The organism is uncultured Gimesia sp. (assembly GCF_937910335.1).
Taxonomy (GTDB): Bacteria; Planctomycetota; Planctomycetia; order Planctomycetales; family Planctomycetaceae; genus Gimesia.
In genome coordinates this window covers 1-22,318 of the sequence record NZ_CALEMX010000386.1, presented here as the reverse complement: position 1 = coordinate 22,318, position 22,318 = coordinate 1, and the positions used below count along the sequence as shown (strand labels likewise).

Sequence of the window (22,318 nt, the reverse complement as noted above, 5' to 3'; positions counted from 1 at the left end):
ATCTCCGCCCCATCGGTCAAGTACCATTTAACATTGAGAGACGGTTCCACGATCGAAGTCGACAATCCCTCTTACTGGCCCGATCCGACATCGATCGAGTCGGCCAGCGAACCCTATATCAAAGCTTCGATTCTGACTCCCGAGACGTACGTCGGTCCTGTCATGGAACTGTGCAGGGAACATCGCTCGGAAAGTCAGGTGATGAACTATCTGTCCGCCAATCGGATTGAAGTGACCAGCGTAATGCCGCTCGGAGAAGTTCTCTTCGACTTCTATGGCAAGCTGAAGATGCTTACTCGCGGCTACGGATCGTTTGACTATGAGCCGATTGAGTATCGAACCACGGATATTGTGAAGGTCGATATTCTTGTCAATAAAGAAACAGTCGACACGCTTTCCTACCTCGTTCATCGAGACAAGGCGCGACCTCGGGCGCTGCATTACTGCGAACAACTCGCCAAAGAGATTCCCCGGCATCAATTCAAGATACCAGTTCAGGGAGCCATTGGAGGCGAGGTCATTGCGCGAACGACGATCGCGCCGTTCCGCAAAGACGTGACCGAGAAGCTCTATGGCGGCGATGTGACGCGCAAGAAAAAGCTGCTCGAAAAGCAGAAGAAGGGCAAAGCAAAAATGAAGCAGTTCGGCAGCGTCAATATTCCCCAAAAAGCGTTTGTCTCCGTTCTTCGCACCGACAAGGATTAGGTGCCGACAGAGACCAGGGCTGAATGTGGTCCGGCTTCTCAAGCAGCGTCAGCCAACGATGCAGTGTCTTTATTATGGCGACACCGATTGTTTCACGTCTCCGAACATTGATCGAGCGATGAGACCGACTCACCGAGTCCCATCGCGATGAAGCGGATGCACTTGCGCTCTAACATGTTCCCTGACACATTTCGCTAGAATTTCATCGAATCCAATCCTGTCGTCGCTCCGGTTGAGCGGATTGTTAGCTGTAATCTTCTTCGTTGACGGATGTCTTCCGGAAACTGTCACTTCTGCTCAATGCCTCATCGATTTTGGCGATAACCGGCTGATTGCCAGGAGCCATGATAAAGACAAGATCCCAGATATCCTTGGAGACGATGAAGTTACCGTGATCGCTTTCACAGTGCAGCAACACCTCGTCGTTCATCCACAGTTCCTCGATGTCATGGACACGGGTGCCAATGCTTTCCAGGACGCCGAGCAGATCGGCGAAGAACTCTTGATCTGCGGCTTTCGGCGCGAACTCAATCAAGAGCTTACCAGATCCATATCCGGGACGTACATTGTAGTCATTCATGCATTAGCAATATAACTTGAGAAATTCTGTTTAACCAAGGATGAATTGTACAGAGAAAGTTGCGAGAACTGCAACCAGATAATTTTTCAATATTTTCCGAGGTAAGCATAGAAGATTGTATATCAATTTCTGACTTCGGTTGAAGGGGATACGTCAAACTGCGAAAACAGAAATCCAAAACGACAGCATGACGGAAAGCGATTTATCGCTCTCCGCCATACTGCCAGTAAAAGCACTAACGCTCTCAGGAAATACTGCCGCCGAAGGAGAGTGAATATTTTGAGTTTTCACGCGGACCTTCCTGTGTGGAAACTTCCGGAGCTAATGTTTTGGGTGCTTTTTCGGGACGGGAAATCTGAATGTCCCGGGGCGCTGCGATTCCTATGCGGACATTTCCTTTTCTGGTTTCCAGAATGGTAATCTGGACGTTATCGCCGATTTGAATCGATTCGTTGACTTTGCGGGATAAGACCAACATTTGAAGACTCCTTCTTGTCATATGGATTTTTGTCTGGAATTAACTTTTGAATCGCCTATACGGGATGGGGAATCATCACTTTTCAAAACAAAGCATGTTCCACCAGGACCCGACTCACACAAAATATCGGTAAGTAGAAAACGGCAACCAAAAGCACGATTGAGTTCGATTACAAACTCAGTTCAGCAAATTATTGCTGTCGCGTCTCTTTTTATTATTCAAAGGCTCGCTCCTCCAGCGGCGAGCATGCGGCCGGCACCTGCCGGGCGAGTTGTTGATTGCTGACGCGAAACTTACCTCCCCTGCTTTTTTTTGGCAATAGCAGTTTTTACTTTTTTACAAAACGGGACATCCTAAGCTCCCTGCTTTACCTGCGGTAGCACTTTGTCGTCGATCGATTTCATTTGTGACAAGATTTTTTGATGCAGTTTCTGCCGGATTTTGATCACATTCGGGTCTTGCGAATCGATCAGGTTTGCGGTTTCAGCGGGATCTTTTGTCAGGTGATAAAGTTCATCCCTCTCTGGGTTTAAGAAGTCACGGATCAGTTTCCATTCCGGTGTGCGATACATGCGCATGTGCGTTTTTGACTGATGTTTCGTGCTGTATTCCGCGTAGAAACCGTTGTCCCAAGACTCATGATTCTTGTTTTTCAGTAGAGGTACAATACTCGTGCCACGCAGCGATAATTTTTCGGGTTTTGAAATATTCGCCATCTCCAATAGTGTGGGAAACCAGTCCAGATTGGAAACTGTCTGCTTGATGACCTGTCGTGGCTGAGTCACCCCCGGCCACAGAACGGCAGTCGGAATTTTGAGGGAGTTGTCATACATATTCGGTCGCTGGCCTGCGGGAATATTTTTGGTCGGCTTTGGATTTTGATTCAGCACCCAGTGCCCGTTTCCTTTATGCCAGATTCCATTGTGTCCCATGTTATAACCATGATCACTTGAGAAAATGATAATCGTGTTTTTCTGCAACTGATTTCGTTTTAATTCCTGCAGCAGGCGACCTACGTTTCGATCGACGCTAGCGACGCTGGCAAGATATTCACGCGTCATTTTTTTAACTCGTTTTACATTCAGGTCGAGGTAACCGGGATTAGGGATTTGTGGATCGAGATTTTCGAAGGGCGCCCAGTCTTCTTCCGCAACGGGCAGCCACCGCGCATGCGGGGCGCGGAAGTGAAGTGAAAGCAGGAAGGGAGTCCCCTGCTCTTTGCTGATAAATCGAATGGCATCATCGACGAGCAGATCAGGTAATAGCCCTTTCAGCTTCGTTTCTTTGCCATTCACTTCAAGCCGGGGATCTTTGGGAACGTTACCACCGCCACGAAACCCCATGAAATAATCGTAGCCGAATTGTGTGGGATGCTGTTTGTCGAGCAGACCTAAATGCCATTTCCCAATCAGGCCGGTTCGATAGCCGGCCTGTTTCAGCAGTTGCATCCAGGTGACCGTTCCCGGTTTTAAACCATGTTCCGGCTCGACACGAGGATTGAGCCAATCCGTAATTCCTGATTCCGATCCATAGCGGCCGGTTACCAGGCTCGCACGGGACGGGCTGCAAACCGGAGTAGTTGTGAACGAATTCACCAGATAAGCGCCTTCTTGAAAGAGCCGGTCAATATGAGGCGTGTGGGCATGCGGATGTCCTGATTCTCCTAGAGCCCAGGGAGCCTGATCATCCGTAAAAATGAAAAGGATATTCGGTTGTGACGCCCCTTCCACGAACTGACTCCCCATACCGAAAATTGCCAGTATTGCCAGTACAGATTTCAGAAAGTAGTGCATGCGGTTTGCCTCTCATCGAATTCATTTTTTTTAGTAATTCCTGAAAACCAGCTTGTCATCTTACTGTTGAGCCGTCAAGTGATTGCCGTTTTGACTATAATTATCGAGTGAATCTGAATCCTGGGTTCTTTTTTGCATTCTGTCACTCAGGAAAATACAATAGTCATAGCTTTATAGCTCGTTAAACTTATTCCTCTCAGTGGGATGGCTCCAGATGGTCAAATGTCAAACTTCGGTTGAGCGAACCGTTCGCCGACAGGCAATCACTTTATTGTCTGCTTTGTTCCTGTTATTTTTTGTGCAGATCATCAGCGCAGCGGAAAAGGATGCCGAACAGCCGGTCGTCGCGAAGCGTCCCCAACCAGTTCAGACTGATTCCCGTCGCCCCTTGACGGCTGAGGAGTTGGCTGCGAATGCGAAAGAATCCGTCGTCTCTGTTACATTTGCAGGTCGCGATGGACAGCAGGCAGGGCTTGGAACCGGTTTTGTCATTGGTGCTGACGGACTGGTGGCTACGAATTTACATGTCATTGGCGAAGCGCGGCCGATTTCTGTGCAGTTTTTAAATGGGAAAAAATACGACGTCAAAGAGGTCTATGCGACCGATCGTCAGATGGATCTCGCGGTTTTAAAAATTGATGCTCAGGCATTGAAACCGCTTCCTCTGGCAAAACCCGATTCGTTGAAACAGGGAGCCGAAGTGATCGTACTCGGTAATCCACAAGGATTGCGTTACAGTGTGGTCAAAGGCGTGAATTCGGGATCGAGAGAAATTGATGGCAAGCCGATGATTCAACTGGCAATTCCCATCGAGCCCGGGAACAGTGGCGGACCGGTATTGGATTCTCAGGGACGCGTTCAGGGAATCGTGACACTCAAGTCGGCGGTTACCAGAAATCTGGGATATGCGGTGAATATCAGTGCGTTGAAAACATTGCTGGAAAAACCGAACCCGGTTCCCATCAATCGCTGGTTGACAATTGGCACCCTGGATGAGCGTATTTGGAAGCCCTTGTTTGGTTCACGTTGGCGTCAGCGGGCGGGCCGAATCATGGTGGATGGATTTGGCGCTGGTTTAGGAAGCCGCTCTTTATGTGTCTCGCAGGAAGCCTTGCCGGAGCTACCGTATGAAATCGCGGTCGAAGTAAAGCTGGATGAGGAATCCGGGGCCGCTGGTCTGATTTTTTATTCCGATGAAAACACGAAGCATTATGGTTTTTATCCCAGTAACAAAAATCTGCGCATCAGCCGTTTCGATGGCCCCGATGTTTACTTATGGCGTGTGTTAGAAGAAAAGAAAAGTAATGCTTATCGCGAAGGCGAATGGAATCAGTTAAAGGTGCGTCTGGAAGCGGATCGGATTTTATGTTTTGTGAATGATGAGCAGGTCTTTGAAATCAAAGATCAACGTTACACGGAAGGCAAAGTGGGGCTTGCGAAATTTCGGAATACGGTGGCTTCGTTCAAAGGCTTTCAGGTGGCACCCGAGATTGCCCCCTATCGACCTTCCAAAGAGACGGCACAGAAAATCATTGATTTGACGGCAGATCTGAGAGTGGATCGACCACCGTTGGAAGCCCTGATTGAGCAGGTGGTCAAAGATACGAATCAAAATCGTGCGCAGCAGGCTTTGCAGGAGCGGGCACGTTTACTCAAAAAACAGGCAGAACGTCTGCAGGAGTTGGCACAATCGATTCATGAACGCGCGACGAGAGAGGAGCTGAAGCAGCAGTTTGCCGGGAAAAAAGAGGCCGATATCGATTTACTTTCAGCTGCCCTGCTGGTGGCGCGGTTGGATAATTCCGAAGTGCAGTTAAAAGCGTATCTCAGTCAGGTAGCCGGCATGGTGAATGAGGTGCAAAAGTCACTGCCACCCAAGGCAGCCCCCCAGGTCAAACTTGAGGGGTTGAATCAATATCTGTTCCGCGAAACCGGTTTTCATGGGAGTCGCACCAATTACTATAGCCGTTCGAACAGTTATATTAATGAGACGATTGAAGATCGCGAAGGACTGCCAATAACGCTGGCCGTTCTTTACATGGAAATGGGCCGCCGATTAGGACTCGATATCGAGGGAGTCGGTCTGCCTGGTCATTTTGTGGTGCGTGTGAATTCAACTGATGAAAAAGGTCAGTTGATAGATGTATTCGAAGGGGGAAAAACTCTGAGTGATGAAGCGGCTAGAGTCATCATTCTGTCAGCGAATGGTGGTCGCGTCGATGAAGAGTTTTTAAAAGCTCAGCCTAAGAAAGAGATCATCAAACGCATGCTGCGAAATTTGTTAAATCTCGCGCGGGATAGTGAAGATGTCAAATCCATGTTACGCTATGTCGAGACCATGATCGCCATTGATGAGGAATTACTACAGGAACGCTGGTTGCGCGCGGTACTCCGTTATCAGACCGGGCGCATTACGGAAGCGATGGTAGATGCCGATTATCTCCTGGAGAAATCACCGGAAGGATTTGACCTGCGTCGGATTCAGGAATTCCGAACTTATCTGGAGACAGTCAAACAACCCGACTAAACCAAATTATTCTGTCTGTCATAGAAAGCGGAGCGACGTTACGTGAACTGGTTCAAACATTCGTTGAAAATATTAATTTTAATGATGGCCGTTACTCTGATGGCGGGAGCACATCCCTATGCTGCGCCGGGCGTCACGAGCTTGACCAATCCCAAAGTCAAATATCGATTGACCGATCAGCATACGGTTGTTTTAAAACGCAGAAATGTGACGGCGGTGATCGTTGATAATTCCGCGATCAGTACGAAAGAACTGCCCGGACATCGCGCAGGTTATAACGGCCTGGCATCACTCAAGTATGCGGGGCAGAAAGATAATTTGTTTGTGCCACCGATTGCCGGGTTGAATTTCGAACATATTCATGATGGGGTTTCAGTCCTTAAGGAAAAATTCGAGCCGCGAAAATTTCCCATGCATATCAGGATTATTTCCGATGACACGGTTGAACTCTATCAGGCGCCGACTCCGAACTGGAAACTGGAAAGCTGTGGTCGTTATCAGATCCTGGATGATGGCACCATTGAATATACATTTGAATGTATCCCGCGCGCCGATCTGTTCAAAAATGGTTATATCGGATTATTCTGGGCCAGTTATATGCAGGCACCCGAAGATCGTCGCATTCGTTTTTATGGAAAATCAAAAACACATTTAGATCAGCCCGAAAAGTTAATTGCCGCCCGAACACCCTCGCATGGTGTCGATAGCACACATCCACCGGAGAATGCTGTCTTTTTTCCGAAATTATCAGCCGGTTTTCCACTGACGCTCGTCAATCACCCTTCTGGCTATGTTTATTCGCAGCCCTGGTACTATGGTATTAGTGGCGATTATTCTTATACTCAGATTTTTCGAAACCGTGATCAAATCTGGTTTGCCCAATCACCTACGGGAGGCGGACCGAAGAATCCTGCGTGGGATTTTCAATGGTTCATTCCCGACTATAAAGTGGGTGAGGCCTATGGGTTTATCATGCGAGCGCATTATGCTCCGTGGTCAGATCACAAAACATTACAAAACTCGGTTCAAAAACATTTATCTGCCCTGGTGAAGAAGTAATATCGTCGTGAGCGAAACTGGTTAATCTGCATTCAGGAGGGAAGGCAGGTTCGTTCGTGTTTGGGCATGGATTGATTTCAAATGAGAAAAATTGGCTCGCTCCTGTCGGAGCAGCAGGCAAAGCGTTTTGAAGACTATATGCTTACTAAGGGAATCGGCGTGACTGTCGAGTCCTCGTCCGATCAATGGACGGTCTGGGTTTATGATGAAGATGACGTCGAACAGGCCAAGGCCGCATTGGCCGAATTTTTAGAGAATCCGGAAGCGGAACAGTATCAGCACGTTTCGCGCGAAGCTGATGCAATTCGTGATGAAAAGATCAAAAAAGCGCGTGAAGTGGTCAAGAAACAGGTCAATGTCCGCGAGACCTGGAATCGCCCTTTTACCAGCCGTTGCCCTGTGACTTCGATGTTGATCGGCATCAGTGTGGTTGTCTATCTCTTTTTGCAGACGAGTGAATATGGAGATCAGATCAGGCAGGCATTGAGTATCTGCACCTTTAAATTCTCAGGCAATATGATCAGTTTTACGAAATCACCTCTGATGGAAGTGCGCGCGGGGGAAATCTGGAGGTTGGTGACCCCCATTTTTATCCATTTTAGTGGCGCGAACGGGCTACCATTACATTTATTGTTCAACTGTTTCATGACGTATCAACTGGGAGGCGCGATTGAAATGAATCGCGGTAGTACCAAACTGGTATTACTGGTATTGGTGACGGCAATACCATCCAATGTTGCGCAATATTATTGGACTGGTCCTGGCTTCGGAGGCTTATCGGGGGTGGTCTATGGAATGTTTGGTTATATGTGGATGAAAAGCAAGTACGACCCGAAATCCACTTTCCATGTACCTCCCAATATGGTGTTTATGCTCATCGGGTGGTTTTTTCTTTGCATGACAGGATTCATTGGGTCGATTGCAAATATGGCACATGCCGTGGGACTGGGGACTGGAATGGCATTGGGGATCGGATCTACCTTTTTAAATCAAGCTGGTAAATCAAGATGAACTCATTGATTTCTGACAGTCATTGATTGTTGATCTTTAATGAATTACCTATAATTTCGGCATGAGTATTGAGACACCGTTGAGTTAAGGACAATCAAAAATGCTTACCCTCTCAAGTGGAGCGAGTTTTCGGATGATGAAACAAATTAAATGGAGTTTAATCGCAGGGGTATTTACCGTCATGAGCTTTAGTTCCCAGACAATTCTTTCCGCCGCCGATGCCCCTGCTGCACCAGAAAAAGTTCGGACAGTAGAAGGCATTACAGAATACTCGCTGGTAAACGGCATGAAAGTTCTGTTGTTTCCCGATCCTTCGAGCCCCAAAGTGACCGTCAATTTAACCTTACTCGTTGGCTCACGCCATGAAGGTTATGGCGAAACAGGCATGGCCCATCTGCTAGAGCATATGTTGTTCAAGGGGACTCCTACTCACAAAAATATCCCCAAAGAATTGCAGGCGCGCGGTGCCAACTTTAATGGAACTACCTGGTATGACCGTACGAATTACTACGAAACACTGCCCGCCAGTGAGGATAATCTGGAATTCGCTCTGAAGATGGAATCAGATCGGATGATGAACAGTTATGTCAAAGCCGAAGACCTGATTTCTGAAATGACGGTCGTTCGCAATGAATTCGAACGCGGCGAAAATAGTCCTTCGCGGATGCTGATGCAAAAAATAATGTCGTCGGCATTTAACTGGCATAATTATGGCAAATCGACGATTGGTAATCGTGCCGATATCGAACGAGTGCCCATCGATCGCTTGAAAAGTTTTTACAAAAAATATTATCAACCGGATAATGCGGTTTTGATTGTTGTAGGAAAGTTTGATCAGGAAAAAGCACTTACTTTGATCAATAAGTATTTTGGTACCATTCCACGACCAGCGCGGAAACTGGATGCAACCTATACCGAAGAACCACCGCAGGAAGGAGAGCGAATTGTCACTTTGCGCCGCATCGGGGAAGTCCCTGTTGTAGGAGTGGCCTATCATATTCCTGCTGCCGCTCATAAAGATATGGCTGCCCTGGATGTATTGGAAACGACGCTCACCGATGATCCCTCAGGTGTGCTTTATCAGGCGCTGGTGAAAACCAAGAAAGCCTCCCGGGTTTCCGGTTCGCTCTATGCATTGCATGATCCGGGTGTTTTACGATTGCAGGCCGAAGTCATCAAAGGAAATGATCCGCAGGTGATTCTGGGGATTCTGTTTGACACGCTACAGAATGTCATGGATAAAGGGATCTCAGCTGAAAATGTAACGCGTGCCAAAGAAAAATTGCTAAAACAATATGAACAGGGTGAGAACAATAGCTCGCGTCTGGCAGTCGAACTGACCGAATGGGTATCGATGGGCGACTGGCGGCTGCGTTTTCTCTATCGCGATGCGCTGGAGAAAGTTACTCCCGAAGATGTCAAACGAGTGGCTGATCAGTACCTGAAAGAAAATAACCGTACCGTGGGGATCTTTGTTCCCGTGGAGAAAAGTCAGAAAGTGACCATTCCTCAGATTGATGATATCGCAAAAATAATCGGCGATTACAAAGGCCGCGAAGAGGTAGCGAAAGGGGAAGACTTCGATGTCTCGCCTGAAAGTATTAATAAAAGGACGACGGTCAAAACATTATCAGGTGGTGTGAAGGTCGCATTACTTTCCAAGAAAACACGCGGAGCGGAAGTCAATTTGAAGATGACTCTACGGTATGGCAATCTGGAAAATTTACAGGGAAAACGAACGGCCTGTGAATTTCTCCCGGCTGTCATGAAACGGGGAACAAAAAGCAAAACACGTCAAGAAATTGAGGATGAGCTGAATAAATTGCGTGCTCAGTTAAGCATTTCCGGTTCTCCCGGCGAGTTAAGCGTTTCCATCAAAACGCGTGGCGAGAATCTCGGGAAAGTATTGGATATTCTGAAGATGATTCTGCGCGAGCCTACTCTGCCTGCTGCGGAACTGGAAGTCATGAAATCACAACAGATCGCGGGGATGGAAAAACAGAAGACCGATCCGCAATCGCGGGCCATTCTCTCGGTTCGTCGTCAACTGCGCCCCTATGCTCCTGAAGATCCCCGCTATGTGCCGGACATCGATCAGGAGATCGAACGAATCAAAGCTTTATCGCAAAGCGATCTGCAATCACTCTATGAGAACTTTATTGGTGCTTCGGTGGGTGAAATTGCGGTCGTCGGTGATTTTTCTGAAGAGGACGTCTTTACACAGCTCAATTCCATGTTGGAAAACTGGGATTCGAAAGCCTCGTATCAGCATATTCCCACGATGGCACATAAGATTCCGGGAAAAACAGAAGAGATTATCATACCCGATAAAGCAAACGCCTTTTATTTTGGGGGTTTGACTTTTCCCATGAATACGAGCGCACCAGAATATCCGGATCTCGTGGTTGCCGGTTCTGTACTTGGTTCAAGTGGACTCTCTTCTCGATTAGGAGATCGCGTACGACAGAAGGAAGGACTCGCTTATGGAGTGGGGGCAGTCATTCATGCGGGTACGGTGGATGATCGCGGTTCGATTTCACTTTATGCCAGTTGTAATCCTGACAATATGAAAAAAGTGGAGACAGCCATTAAGGAAGAGTTGGCGCTGTTGATTTCGAAAGGAATCACGAAAGAAGAATTGGCCAATGCACAGAAAGGTTTTCTGGAAAGACAGGAAGTCTCTCGTACGAGTGATGCTTCATTGGCAACGATTTTGTCAACGAACTTATTTGCAAAACGCGATATGACCTACTATTCAAAGCTGGAACAAAAGATCAACGCGGTAACTGCGGAAGCAGCACAGCAGGCATTTGGAAAATATATCAATCCTGAAGATCTGGTGATTGTTATCTCTGGCAGCTTAAAGAAATAGATCACGTTTCCGGTATTATTTATTGGAGAACAGTAAGTTCGGTTCCTCAAGACGTTCTGATACGAGCATTCAATGACAAAGAAGATTCGGATTCTTTTTGCAATTGGAAGCTTGGGAGGCGGAGGAGCCGAACGTGTACTGCTGGATCAGCTGGCAAGATTAAATCGCGCGAAATTTGCTCCGCTTTTGTATCTTGTTTCTCACACGGGTTCTCTGCTGGCAGAACTTCCTGAAGATGTACCGGTGTTTGCGTTTGATTCCAGGCATTCCGCTCCACGCTGGAATTGGCCGGGACGAATTCATCGACAGTTAGTCGCTGATATGGCACGCGTCATTCGGGAGCAGCAGATTGATCTGGTATTTGATCATACCTTCCATATGACGCTCATTGCAGGCCCTGCCACGGCTGTTGCAAAAACAAAACGAATTTCTCTCGTCGTATGTGACCCGGAAAAAGATCTCGTAAGTAACGAAAGTCGTTTTCAATTTTTTAAAAAGCGCCTTTTGAAAAAGGCGTATCAGACGGCAGACGTCGTTCTCGCTGTTTCGGAAGGGGTCAGAGAAGCGACCATTGCCAGCTATGATTGCGATCCGGCTTCCGTTCGAACTATGTATAATCCGATCAATCTGGAACGGATCGACGGCTATTTTAACCAGGGCGACCTCAAGCTCGCTCCGGAACAATTTCATGTTGTCAGTTGCGGGCGACTGCATTTGCAAAAAGGATTTTCCTGTTTGATAAATGCCGCGGAGAAACTGATTTATGGGAAAGGTCTTACAAATTTAAGATTTCATATCCTGGGTGAAGGTCCCTGTCGGGAAGAACTGGAACGAGAAATTCAACAAAAACGTTTAAGTGATTATGTCTTTCTCGCAGGTTTTCAAAGTAATCCGTTTCAATATTATCGCGAAGCACAATTGTTTTGCCTGTCTTCCCTGTACGAAGGCTTTGGTCTGGTATTGGCAGAGGCAATGGCATGCCGGATTCCTGTGCTAGCGACAGATTGTCCCAGTGGGCCTGGAGAAATACTTGCCAATGGTGAATGGGGGCGATTGGTTTCACCTGGAAATGTGGATGCGCTGGCAGATCAGATTTGTAATGCCGTCACTCACTATGAAAACTGGAAGTCAATCGTGCCCGCTGCGCGGGAACGTATCGAGAAGATGTTTGGTTATGACTCGAGTATGCAGAAATTAGAAAATCTGTTTGAGAGCATCGTTGAAAATTAATGAGATTTCAGCATAGAAGATCTTCTTGAACGTCCCGCGTACAATCGTTGAGTCCGGATATTTCAAGCCGTGAAATGGACCATGTTTGACTGTCAAATCAGGACAGAATCGCTCAATCGCTTCGATTTCAAGCCCAGAATACGAATTTCTGGATGAACTTATTTGAGTAGCAAATAAGAGGTGAGGCGGACTCTGAAAATGTTTTCAGTTGGTTGATTCTCAGCCCTAATCCGGTTACCTTAGTTCTTCCCGTATTTGAGACGAATCACTTTCATTAACATAGCCAATAAATATTGGTATAGCAAGAGTTTGCAATGACAGAAGAACCAGCAAATTCACGGATTGAACAAGACCGTCAGCTGATTTTGGAAGCCCAGCAACAAGGCGCTGGCGCCAAGATAAAAGTTTACACAAAACTTTCCGGTCCGGGCTGGTTGCAGAGTGCCATTACTCTGGGCGGCGGTTCGCTGGCGGGTGGCTTGTATCTCGGAATTCTTTCCGGATATCACCTGATGTGGCTACAGCCTTTGGCAATGATTATGGGCGTGGTTATGCTCAGCGCGATTGGCTATGTCGCGTTATCAACCAAAGAGCGTCCTTTCGCTTCGATCAACAATCATATCAGTCCTGTTCTGGGATGGGGCTGGGCCATCGCCACCTTGATGGCGAACTTGATATGGTGTATGCCTCAGTATGCATTGGGGACAGCAGCGTTACAACAGAATCTGGCGCCTGAAATATTTGCCAATGGAGAGAACGGAAAATATCTGGCAGCAGCTGCTTTGTTTCTTGTTTCAGGTGTCGTGATCTGGTTTTACGATTCCGGCGGCTGGGGAATAAAACTGTTTGAAGCCATTCTGAAAATTATGGTAGGCATCGTCGTGCTTTGTTTCTTCGGCGTGGTATTAAAAATGAGCCTCTCAACCAATGATTTGGATTGGGCGAAAATTCTTGCTGGATATATTCCAAATCTTAGCATGCTTTCGAATCCTTCACCCGAGTTTTCAGACATGCTGTCACAGGCAGGTGGCTACGCTGATTATTGGAAAAATCTGATCGTTGGAAATCAACAGAAAGTCATGATTACCGCCGCCGCGACTGCGGTGGGGATTAACATGACGTTTTTACTTCCCTATTCCATGCGTGCCAAAGGTTGGGATAAGGATTTCCGCGGGCTGGCGGCATTCGATCTTTCAACAGGTCTATTTATTCCATTCCTGCTGGCCACCAGTTGCGTCGTGATTGCTGCTGCCTCACAGTTTCATGCCAAGCCTGCTGCTGGTTTACTAGGTGAAAAAGATGCTCAAGGTCAGGTCGTGCAAGCTGACCCCGGATTATTAGGACAGTACCACAAATTATTAGACAGCCGGTTGAAAACAGAATTACCGGAAGCGACTTGGAATGATTTGAAAGATAATGAGCCTGCATTAAAACAGAAACGGTCGGAACTCCCCCTGCCAGAACGAACATTAGCAGCCATGCTCGTTAATCGGGACGCGTTCCAGTTGGCATCCTCTCTCAAACCTCTTGCCGGCGAAACCGTCTCACAACTGGTTTTTGGTCTGGGGGTTGTAGCGATGGCTATTTCCACCATTATCATTCTGATGCTAATCAATGGTTTTGTGTTCTGTGAAATGCTGGGAGTAGCGCCCAGGGGAACGTATCATCGTATCGGCTGTTACATGCCCGCCATTACGGGTATGGTTGGTTCATTTTTCTGGAAAGGGGAAGCCAAAGCATGGTTGGCCGTTCCCACCTCCATGTTTGGGATGGTTCTGCTTCCGATTGCTTATTTGACATTCTTTTTCATGATGAATTCGCCAAAAATTCTTGGTGAGAATATGCCTAAAGGTGGCAAACGGGTTGCCTGGAATCTGGCAATGGGAATTTCAACGCTGTGTGCCGCATTCGGTTGCGTATGGAGTATCAAGTCCAGTGCCTTTGCCGTTTACGGGTTCAGTGCCTTAGGCATCTTTATCGGCCTGGCGATCATTGTGCACATTATGCGAATGGCTAAGAACGATTCTTCGAACACCGAATCAAGTTAGCAGGACTCAATTCCAGTCAGTTCGTTTGATGCCGTTCGGATGAACTTACTGTAATTGAATACGATTATCAGCTTCGGAATCGACCTTAGTACTGAAGAAGATTTTCGAAGGGCGAATTCTCAGGCGTTGCGCCCAGAATCGTGCTAGAACCGCGAGCGTTCCCAGTCCATATTTCACACAGCGTTTGAAATTGATGCTGGAAGCTTCCGCAAAGTAGCGGACCGGTACGGGAATATCGCCGATCCGAAAGTTAAAGTGAACCGCTTGCGCCAAGACCTGACTGTCGAATACAAAATCATTGGAATTGTGTTCATAGGGGATCGTTTCCAGGACCTCTCTGCGATAGGCACGAAATCCACTATGAAAATCTCCCAGGTTTTGCCCTAAGGCAATATTTTCTGTAATCGTCAAAAAACGATTGGCCAGATACTTCCAGGCCGGCATGCCTCCTGAAAGTGCTTCGCGGCGGGTACGGATTCGGGAACCCAGAACCACATCACAAATCCCCAGTTTAAGGAGTTCAATGGTCATTCCAACAACACGACTGTCGTATTGATAATCGGGATGCAGCATTACGATATATTCCGCACCATGTTCCAGTGCATACTGATAACAGGTCTTCTGATTACCACCATAACCACGGTTTTCTTTATGTTTGATGACGGTTAACCCGTGGCTCAATGCGAGTTCAACAGTATTATCCGTACTTCCATCATCAACGAGAATGATTTCGTCAGCAATACCCGTTGGTAGATCTTTCAGCGTTTGATTCAAGGTGGAGACCGCATTATAAGCGGGCATGACCACGATCGTTTTGCCCTGTGGAAGCGACGCGCGTTCAATTTCCTCAAGTAATGGTTCCAGATTTCGAAACTGCGACATCATCTCTGCACAGTCCGGTGCAATCACGGCCTCTGCCTGTTTGTTTTTCTGATCTGGTAGTAAAACTGGTTTCAACATGTCGGCCTCCGAGTACGGTCTCGAGTTGGTGTTTCAATCTGTGCAAGATCTTCTTCAAATCTAGCTTATGAAATGAAGAGCGAACTAAATGAGAGCGTACTGGAATAGATGAAATTGTATGTCGCGAGCCGTGTTTCCGATTAATCTGATTCTGACAATCATCATGTTTGATGCCCCGATTGATGATGCAATTAATCATCGTTTCGCTCAATTCATCTGCAGATATCTGTCCACGACCTATGTTAATGATAAGCAGGGAATTCTTCTTTCGTCCCTGAAAGGTAAGGGATATAGAATCTGATGCATCAAAATCAACTACAATCACCATGGAAATTACGCCAGGCGATCAAAAGTCAGCTGGTTCCGATTATTTCGTTGGTACTGGTTGTACTGATCACTTTCGGGATGGCCATCAGTTTTGATTTCGTTAACTGGGATGATCCCTGGTATGTGATTCACAATCCGCTCGTAAAGAGTTGGCATCCCGATAATTTGCAAAAGATCACAACGCAAGTTGTAACAAGAAATTATGCACCGCTTACCGTGTTCTCATTTCTGTTGGATCACACTCTCTATGGGCTGTGGGCAGGCGGTTATCATCTTACCAATATTCTGCTGCACGCCGTAAATGCCGTGCTTGTCTTTTTATTAGTGACGCGGTTTACCAAAAATCGACTGATCGGCTGGGCAACCGCCGCCGTTTTTGCGATTCATCCCGTCCAGGTGGAAACGGTCGTCTGGATTTCTTCCCGTAAAGGCTTATTGTCTGCAACATTTATTCTTGCCTCGCTCTGGTATTGGCTCAGAAAAGATCGAACTTTAGAGCAGAATACCTCGGGATTTCTTTGCTTTATCGGTGCCCTGCTTTCCAAGGCATTAGCGGTGATCGTACCTGCGATTGTCTTTTGTTTTGATTATGGTGTAGCAAAAGTACCATTCCGTGAAGCAGTGAAACGGCAGATTTTTCCAGGCTGCTGTGCCCTGATCTTGCTGGTGATTACCATGCTGGCACAAACCAGTGAACTGGGAGGTGTGAGAGATCACTTCGGGATGAGTAAACTGGAAATCCTCTCGATCGATACCGTCATTATGTCAAAGTATGTCCAGATGCTGTTATGGCCCGATGCGCGATCTGTACTCTATGATCCACCTACATCAGAAATCGGCGGGAAGGTTGTCATCTCTCTTTTCTGCTGGATGACCGCGGCAATTTTGTTTATTCGTATGGGCAAACGGCAGCCTCTGATTCTGTTTGCAGGTTGCACTTTCCTGCTTCTGTTGTTGCCTGTCCTGAATCTATTTCCCATCACGACTTTGATGAATGATCGCTATTTATATCTGCCATGTATTCCCTTCTTTGCACTAGTGTTTAGCGCTCTCGTACATATCTTAGAATCAATCAAGCAACATGTGATTGTGCCAATGTTAAGGGGGAAACAGAGTTCCGGTTATCTGGTTCCGACAGTATTTGGAGTGATTATCTTAGCTTTGCTTTCCAGATACAGTCTGCTTACAGAGCGATATCTGTATGTCTGGAAAGATGGGCTCTCGTTATGGCAGTACACATCGCAGCAAGTGCCTCAGCTGCCGGTGGTGCAGATTCAACTGGCTAACAGTTACCATAGCCAGGGAGAACATGCACGGGCAGTAGAGATCATCAAACAGGCAATCCAAGATACAAGCCCTGATGAGCTCGACCGACAGAGAATGCAGCAAAAGATCGAGGATTGGCAGCGTCTGAAGTAATGGCGATCTGAAAAAATGAGCCACGTTCGCGATGTCGCTTCACGCCAAAATCGTCAAGCAGAGTTCTGCATGAATTGCCCGCTCAAGAAAAAGAAGACAGCACGCTAAAACATTATAACAAAAAATGTCAGTGGTTTTTTATCATCATCAAGCTAATTCCTTGGGTAGATAAAGCTTAGCACTTCTTGAATGTTTCTTATGATCAACTGCTCATTTTTCTCTAAAAAACTTTTACTTATCCGCTTGACTGTCTTAACCCGTGAACTACTTTTGAGTGTTACCATTTTACTTTGACTAACGATGAGTGAATGAGAACAGACAAGTTTGACATCATTTCGGAATTATTATTCCGTTGTTTTGTAACTATTAAAATCTCCAATAATATTTCTGAAATTCAAATCATGAATTCAGAAAATTCAGCTCTTCTATAGAGGGGGCATATTGGGTGTTTCTATTGAGGATGTAACTCAAAGAAACAATTATTTCGGGTGAGTTATGTGAAGATGAGGGCATGTTGTGTCACATCCAGCATAGCTTGGTTGTTTTGTGTTGATACATGTGGTCCATGATCAACTCCAATCGCAAAGAAAGAGAGCAACAACAATGAAGAATCTTACAAAGAGCATCAAGAATTTCCTCGTTTCAGAAGATGGCCCAACAGCAGTTGAATATGCTGTGATGCTGGCTCTGATCGTGATTGTTTGTTTAACAGCTATTCAGGCTGTTGGAACAAACGCCAACGCGAAGTTCGAAGCTGTTCGTGATGCATTGACCTAATAGAGGTTGATTGAATTACAACGCTATTATGAGTAAATCGCTCAGTCGAACTTTTCGACTGAGCGTTTTATTGCGTATCAGATTCTCCAGGAATTCGTTTTTTCAAGTACTTCCAGCGAATAGTCAGTCTACCCGACATTGTGTGTTCGTTTTATTTCTCAAGGAGAGAGCAGAATGTTTCCTTACTGCATTGATGCCCAGGTGGGAGCGGTTTTGGAGCTAATCATGCTGATGATTCCGGTCATCGTATGGTTTACTTCGTTTCTAACATGTGGCCGTTGTTAATCTTTCTGGAGTCGATGCCAGCAATATGCATGGCAATACACGAGTCTTCCAGTGGGTTATTCCAAATCGGGAAAAATTACAAGATATTCCCTGCTCACCTTAGCTTGTGACCTAAACTGAATAATAAGAGTTCAATTGTTGAATAATTCAGATCAGGTCGTTCCGGTTCTTTCATCCAGAGAATCGATCTGATTTGTTTATAAGTGATAAAATAATTCCCTCATGAAATGCAACGAAACGCATTTCGATAAGATTCAATAAGAAAGGCCATATTGATGGATTGGCAACAGATACTTCTGGAGAATTGGCACGTCAAGTTTGTTTCCATTGTCTTGATTTATGCAGCTTACATTGATGGTAAAGAACTGCGGGTTCCAAACTGGATCACATATCCGATGGTACTTTCCGGTCTGGTCTATATGACGTGGACAGGAGGTTTTGCGGGACTTGGTTGGGGACTGTTGGGAATGGTTGTCGGTCTGGCGACCCTGCTCCCCTTGTACAGCGTAGGCGGAATGGGAGCCGGTGATGTTAAATTGATGGCAGGAATCGGTGCCTGGTTAGGTGTGAAGATTACCTTTTATGCATTCTGCGTTACAACGATTGTGGGTGCAGTCATGGCCATCGCAATGGTCCTGTATCGCAAGAAGTTTTACACGCACTTGGGGCAGGCTATCTTGATTCTGGACGAATGGCGTTCGGTAAAGAATCCAAGGGAACTGTCGCGAATTGCCAAAGAGCGAAAACCAACGATGTACCTTTTACCTTATGGGATTCCCATCTGCATTGGTTCCATCGCATATTTCTTCTATGCAGGCTTGCTGTAAGCAGGAAATGATGAATACACGAAATGTTAAAATAAGTGAAATACAACAAGTGCGGGTTAGGCGTTGTGGTTGGCAGGATTGTCACTACAACCAGAATTATGATTTCAATCGATAAAATCGTTATAAATTGAAGCAAGTACTCTCGAAGTGCCGATGTTGACAATGATGACAGAAATTCCTTTCTGTAAACCTGAGAATTCAGGCGAAAATCAAGTCGACGCTTCGGTAAACAGATCCTGATATTGTAAAGATCAGGCTGTTTTCCAGTTCGAGAGCTGCTTGGTTTATGTCTCTTTGACGGGTGACAGTTATGAAATTAAAGTCAGTGATGATGTTGGTCGTTGCAGTCGGTTGTGGACTGGTTGCAATGCTGGGTGTAAGACAGGTACTCAATAAGGGTGACGATAAGGAAGTGGTCGAAACGGCAAATGTCCTGGTGACAATTGCTGAGATCGCACCCGGAACACCTTTGAATGAGTCCAATGTAAAATTCAAATCATGGGCCATTGATCAAATACCGGAAGGATCAGTTACAAAACTGGAAGAGTATAAAGAACGCTCCATTAAGACCCGGGCAGTTCCTGGTGAAATCGTGATGAAAGCGAAACTCAGTGAACAGGGAGTACGTGGGGCCTCTGTAGAAATTCCTGATGGAAAACGAGTCTTCACAACTTCGGTAGATATGACCAAAACACACAGTGGTTTAATTCTTCCGGGGGATTTTGTAGATGTGTATGTTACGTTTACAGCGCGGAAGCCACAGGGAGGCATGACGACCATCACAAAAGTGATCCTGGAACGAGTGAAAATATTTGCTACAGACAGTTTAACAGATGCCGGAGGGTCCGACAGCAATCAGGTGAAATCAAAGAACATTTCATTATTACTTGCTCCACGAGAAGGGGCCATTTTGAAACTTGCGGAAAGTAAAGGTGAAGTACACCTCGCATTGAGGGCAGCTTCTGATCACGCAGATACGGAAGATGTTCAGTTCGACGATGATGAGCTGGCTGAAGTGTTTTCGATTGAAGGCAGTGAGTATCTGAAAGACGGCGAAACGAGTCAAAAAGACGTGAAAGAGGAAGGCCCGCAGCGATTGGTTGACAATAACAGTGAATCAAAATCAGCCAAACAGTTTTTGGATGAACAACAGCAACCTCAGCAGATGGCTTCGGTAGAGGCAGAATTAGAACCAGAGAAAAAGATGTGGGAAGTCGAGGTCTTCTCCGGTGGAGAAAAGATGATTCAGGAAGTTGAAATCCTGGAAGAAGAAGTCGAAGATCAAAAAGCGGCACTCAAAAATTTGTGGGAAGTATTTACTACGAAACAAAAAACGAAAATCAACTGATCTGGTCACTGCCCTGCTCTGGCAACGGATGCAAGAGGATGATTTGAGTGCAAAGGGTGTCTTGATCAGAGTTTAGAAGAAGTCTGTTTATCGTATCATCGAAAATTCGGAATTTACCTGAATAAGATGGTGCGACTGTTTAAAAAGTAAGGGGCACGGATGCTGGCCTTCAAAAAACACTTAAGAATGAATCGTTTTCCTTTGTTCGTGGCATTGATGTGTAGTCTCATTAGTGTCAAAGGATATTCACAGGTTGAGCAGCCTGTTCCCGCCGGAGCAAGCGAGCCAGTCGTTCAGGTAACAGCTGCTAAGTCGAAGCTCGAAATTACCGAAAAATTCTCCAAGATTCTTAAGTTTCCCGGCAAGATAAAACGTGTCGATGGCTTCGATCCTACAGTGCTCGGCATCACTGCCCTCACTCCAAATGAGATCAGAGTGCAGGCATTAGTTCCCGGTGTGACGACTCTGGTGATCACCGATGAAAACCAGAAAGTCCACTCTATTGAAACATTTGTGAGTGGCGATGCACGGCATTTACAAGCCTATCTCAAACAGTTGTTTCCCGACTCTTCAGTTCAAGCGATCAAAGTACAGGATTCTGTTGTTTTACGTGGATGGGTCACACAGCCGGAAGCGATTACCGAAATGGTAGAAATCGCTGAACAGTTCTTCCCCAACGGTGTGCTGAATCAAATGAAACTCGCTGGAGTACAGCAGGTTCTTTTGAAAGTCAAGATTATGGAAGTCCAGCGCTCCAAAATTCGACAGTTGGGTGTGAACTGGCTCTTTTTAAATCAATCAGGCTATGTTTACAGTACCCCCGGATCCTTAGTGCCAATTACCGGAATTACGGTGCCCTTTGGTGGCCCCCCTGCTCTGACGGCGTCCCAGAACCTGCTCAGTGGTACTTCTCTGGGATTTGGTTTAGTGGATGGCTCCAGTATTTTCCAGGCATTTATCGAAGCATTGAAGCAGGAAGCGTTGCTGAAAATATTAGCAGAACCAGAATTGGTAACGACCAGTGGAAGACCTGCCAACTTGCTTTCTGGTGGTGAATTTCCCATTCTCGTGCCACAAAGTTTAGGGACTGTTACTATTGAATGGCGTGAGTTCGGTGTCAGAATGGAAGCGGTGCCTATTGTTCTTGGGAACGGTCGACTACGCTTGGAAGTACAACCGGAAGTTAGTGAAAGAGATTTTTCCAATGCAGTGCAGGTTGCCGGGACGACTGTCCCTGGTTTAACTGTTCGCCGTGCTAATACCGCGGTTGAAATGAACTTTGGTGAAACCATGGTGATTGCCGGGTTGATTTCCAGCCGAAAGACGGCAGAAACTTCCAAAACTCCTTTTCTGGGAGAACTACCGCTCATTGGAGCAGCCTTCCGAAGAGTTAAATATACAGAAGGAGAAACGGAACTGGTTATTATGGTGACACCAGAATTAGTTTCGCCACTGAAATCGGAACATGTACCCGCAGGTGGTCCGGGATTATTTACTGCAACACCAACGGATAGAGAATTGTATCTGGACGGCGTGTTAGAAGTACCCAGTTATGGTAGCGATTGTCCTGATTGCCGCTATTCCGTTCCTGGTCCCATCAGTCCGGAATCAATGATGCATTCGGAGAATGTCTTGCCTCCCAGCTCTGCTTCACAGATTCCACAAGTGCCCGCTGCACCAACGGTTCGTACTGAGTTGATTAAAAAACCCTCTTTATCACCAGAGAATATTAAAGCACTCAAAGAACAGCAAAAAATAAGACAAACTGCACCGAAACGACCCGCTGGCACAAAGGTACCAGTCTTGACAAGCCCAGCGACAGGTCAATGGAAAGCAAAACAAAAGAAGGCAGCTACACAACCGAAAAAGAGTGTCAATGGGTTGGGCACACCTTCCAATGGTCGTCCTGGTTTAATCAGTCCGGAAAGTTGATATCGTGATTTTATAAATGATCAACTTCGAAAATAGTAAATGAAAATTGTGGCTATTTAACCCTAAGAATAAGTGATCATATAATGAGTGGAGTTGTTCGATTATCAATTATCGATCCTAATGAAGCAACACGCAATGAG

The 22,318-nt window shown here is 46.3% G+C and carries 15 protein-coding genes and 1 pseudogene; 12 read left to right on the top strand and 4 right to left on the bottom strand.

Features of this window, described 5'->3' with window-relative positions:
- A pseudogene (locus Q0668_RS15380) lies at positions 1–705 on the top strand (elongation factor 4); the annotation flags it as partial.
- A 244-nt stretch (positions 706–949) separates the two neighbouring features.
- Here the strand turns inward: Q0668_RS15380 and Q0668_RS15375 are convergent.
- The 3 genes from Q0668_RS15375 to Q0668_RS15365 all read right to left on the bottom strand — a co-directional run bounded on the left by Q0668_RS15375 (position 950) and on the right by Q0668_RS15365 (position 3,556).
- Complete coding sequence (locus Q0668_RS15375; RefSeq protein WP_298866233.1) at positions 950–1,285, bottom strand: hypothetical protein; 336 nt, start codon at positions 1,283–1,285, stop codon at positions 950–952.
- Positions 1,286–1,529: 244 nt separating this feature from the next.
- Positions 1,530–1,763 carry a carbon storage regulator gene (locus Q0668_RS15370; RefSeq protein ID WP_298866231.1) on the bottom strand — a complete coding sequence of 78 codons (234 nt, stop codon included), beginning with the start codon at positions 1,761–1,763 and terminating at the stop codon, positions 1,530–1,532.
- Positions 1,764–2,116: 353 nt separating this feature from the next.
- Positions 2,117–3,556: a sulfatase-like hydrolase/transferase gene (locus tag Q0668_RS15365; RefSeq protein ID WP_298866229.1), complete on the bottom strand. Its 1,440-nt coding sequence runs from the start codon at positions 3,554–3,556 to the stop codon at positions 2,117–2,119.
- Between the two features lie 214 nt (positions 3,557–3,770).
- Between Q0668_RS15365 and Q0668_RS15360 the strand changes: the two genes are divergently transcribed.
- The 6 genes from Q0668_RS15360 (at position 3,771) to Q0668_RS15335 (ending at position 14,303) form a co-directional block, all read left to right on the top strand.
- Positions 3,771–6,083, top strand: a complete 2,313-nt coding sequence (locus tag Q0668_RS15360; RefSeq protein WP_298866227.1) for a transglutaminase family protein — start codon at positions 3,771–3,773, stop codon at positions 6,081–6,083.
- Between the two features lie 42 nt (positions 6,084–6,125).
- Positions 6,126–7,142, top strand: coding sequence for a hypothetical protein (locus tag Q0668_RS15355; RefSeq protein ID WP_298866225.1), 1,017 nt, complete (start codon positions 6,126–6,128; stop codon positions 7,140–7,142).
- An 81-nt stretch (positions 7,143–7,223) separates the two neighbouring features.
- A complete protein-coding gene (locus Q0668_RS15350) occupies positions 7,224–8,153 on the top strand; it encodes a rhomboid family intramembrane serine protease (RefSeq protein ID WP_298866223.1) in 930 nt (309 codons plus the stop codon).
- A gap of 100 nt (positions 8,154–8,253) precedes the next feature.
- Positions 8,254–11,025: a pitrilysin family protein gene (locus tag Q0668_RS15345; RefSeq protein ID WP_298866222.1), complete on the top strand. Its 2,772-nt coding sequence runs from the start codon at positions 8,254–8,256 to the stop codon at positions 11,023–11,025.
- Positions 11,026–11,097: 72 nt separating this feature from the next.
- A complete protein-coding gene (locus Q0668_RS15340) occupies positions 11,098–12,255 on the top strand; it encodes a glycosyltransferase (RefSeq protein ID WP_298866221.1) in 1,158 nt (385 codons plus the stop codon).
- Positions 12,256–12,569: 314 nt separating this feature from the next.
- The gene (locus tag Q0668_RS15335) at positions 12,570–14,303 is read left to right on the top strand and encodes a divalent metal cation transporter (RefSeq protein WP_298866220.1); all 1,734 of its coding nucleotides are present in this window, start codon (positions 12,570–12,572) and stop codon (positions 14,301–14,303) included.
- A 45-nt stretch (positions 14,304–14,348) separates the two neighbouring features.
- Here the strand turns inward: Q0668_RS15335 and Q0668_RS15330 are convergent, their stop codons facing one another.
- On the bottom strand, positions 14,349–15,263 hold the full coding sequence (locus tag Q0668_RS15330) for a glycosyltransferase family 2 protein (protein ID WP_298866219.1): 915 nt from the start codon (positions 15,261–15,263) through the stop codon (positions 14,349–14,351).
- A 300-nt stretch (positions 15,264–15,563) separates the two neighbouring features.
- Between Q0668_RS15330 and Q0668_RS15325 the strand changes: the two genes are divergently transcribed.
- The 5 genes from Q0668_RS15325 to Q0668_RS15305 all read left to right on the top strand — a co-directional run bounded on the left by Q0668_RS15325 (position 15,564) and on the right by Q0668_RS15305 (position 22,178).
- On the top strand, positions 15,564–17,009 hold the full coding sequence (locus Q0668_RS15325) for a hypothetical protein (protein WP_298866218.1): 1,446 nt from the start codon (positions 15,564–15,566) through the stop codon (positions 17,007–17,009).
- Between the two features lie 603 nt (positions 17,010–17,612).
- Positions 17,613–17,786 (top strand): Flp family type IVb pilin, encoded by a 174-nt coding sequence (locus Q0668_RS15320; RefSeq protein ID WP_002649391.1) that lies wholly within the window; start codon positions 17,613–17,615, stop codon positions 17,784–17,786.
- Positions 17,787–18,346: 560 nt separating this feature from the next.
- The gene (locus tag Q0668_RS15315; protein WP_298866209.1) at positions 18,347–18,898 is read left to right on the top strand and encodes a prepilin peptidase; all 552 of its coding nucleotides are present in this window, start codon (positions 18,347–18,349) and stop codon (positions 18,896–18,898) included.
- A 310-nt stretch (positions 18,899–19,208) separates the two neighbouring features.
- On the top strand, positions 19,209–20,246 hold the full coding sequence (gene cpaB, locus Q0668_RS15310; protein ID WP_298866207.1) for a Flp pilus assembly protein CpaB: 1,038 nt from the start codon (positions 19,209–19,211) through the stop codon (positions 20,244–20,246).
- A 159-nt stretch (positions 20,247–20,405) separates the two neighbouring features.
- Positions 20,406–22,178, top strand: coding sequence for a type II and III secretion system protein family protein (locus Q0668_RS15305; RefSeq protein ID WP_298866204.1), 1,773 nt, complete (start codon positions 20,406–20,408; stop codon positions 22,176–22,178).
- The last annotated feature ends 140 nt before the right edge of the window (positions 22,179–22,318 follow it).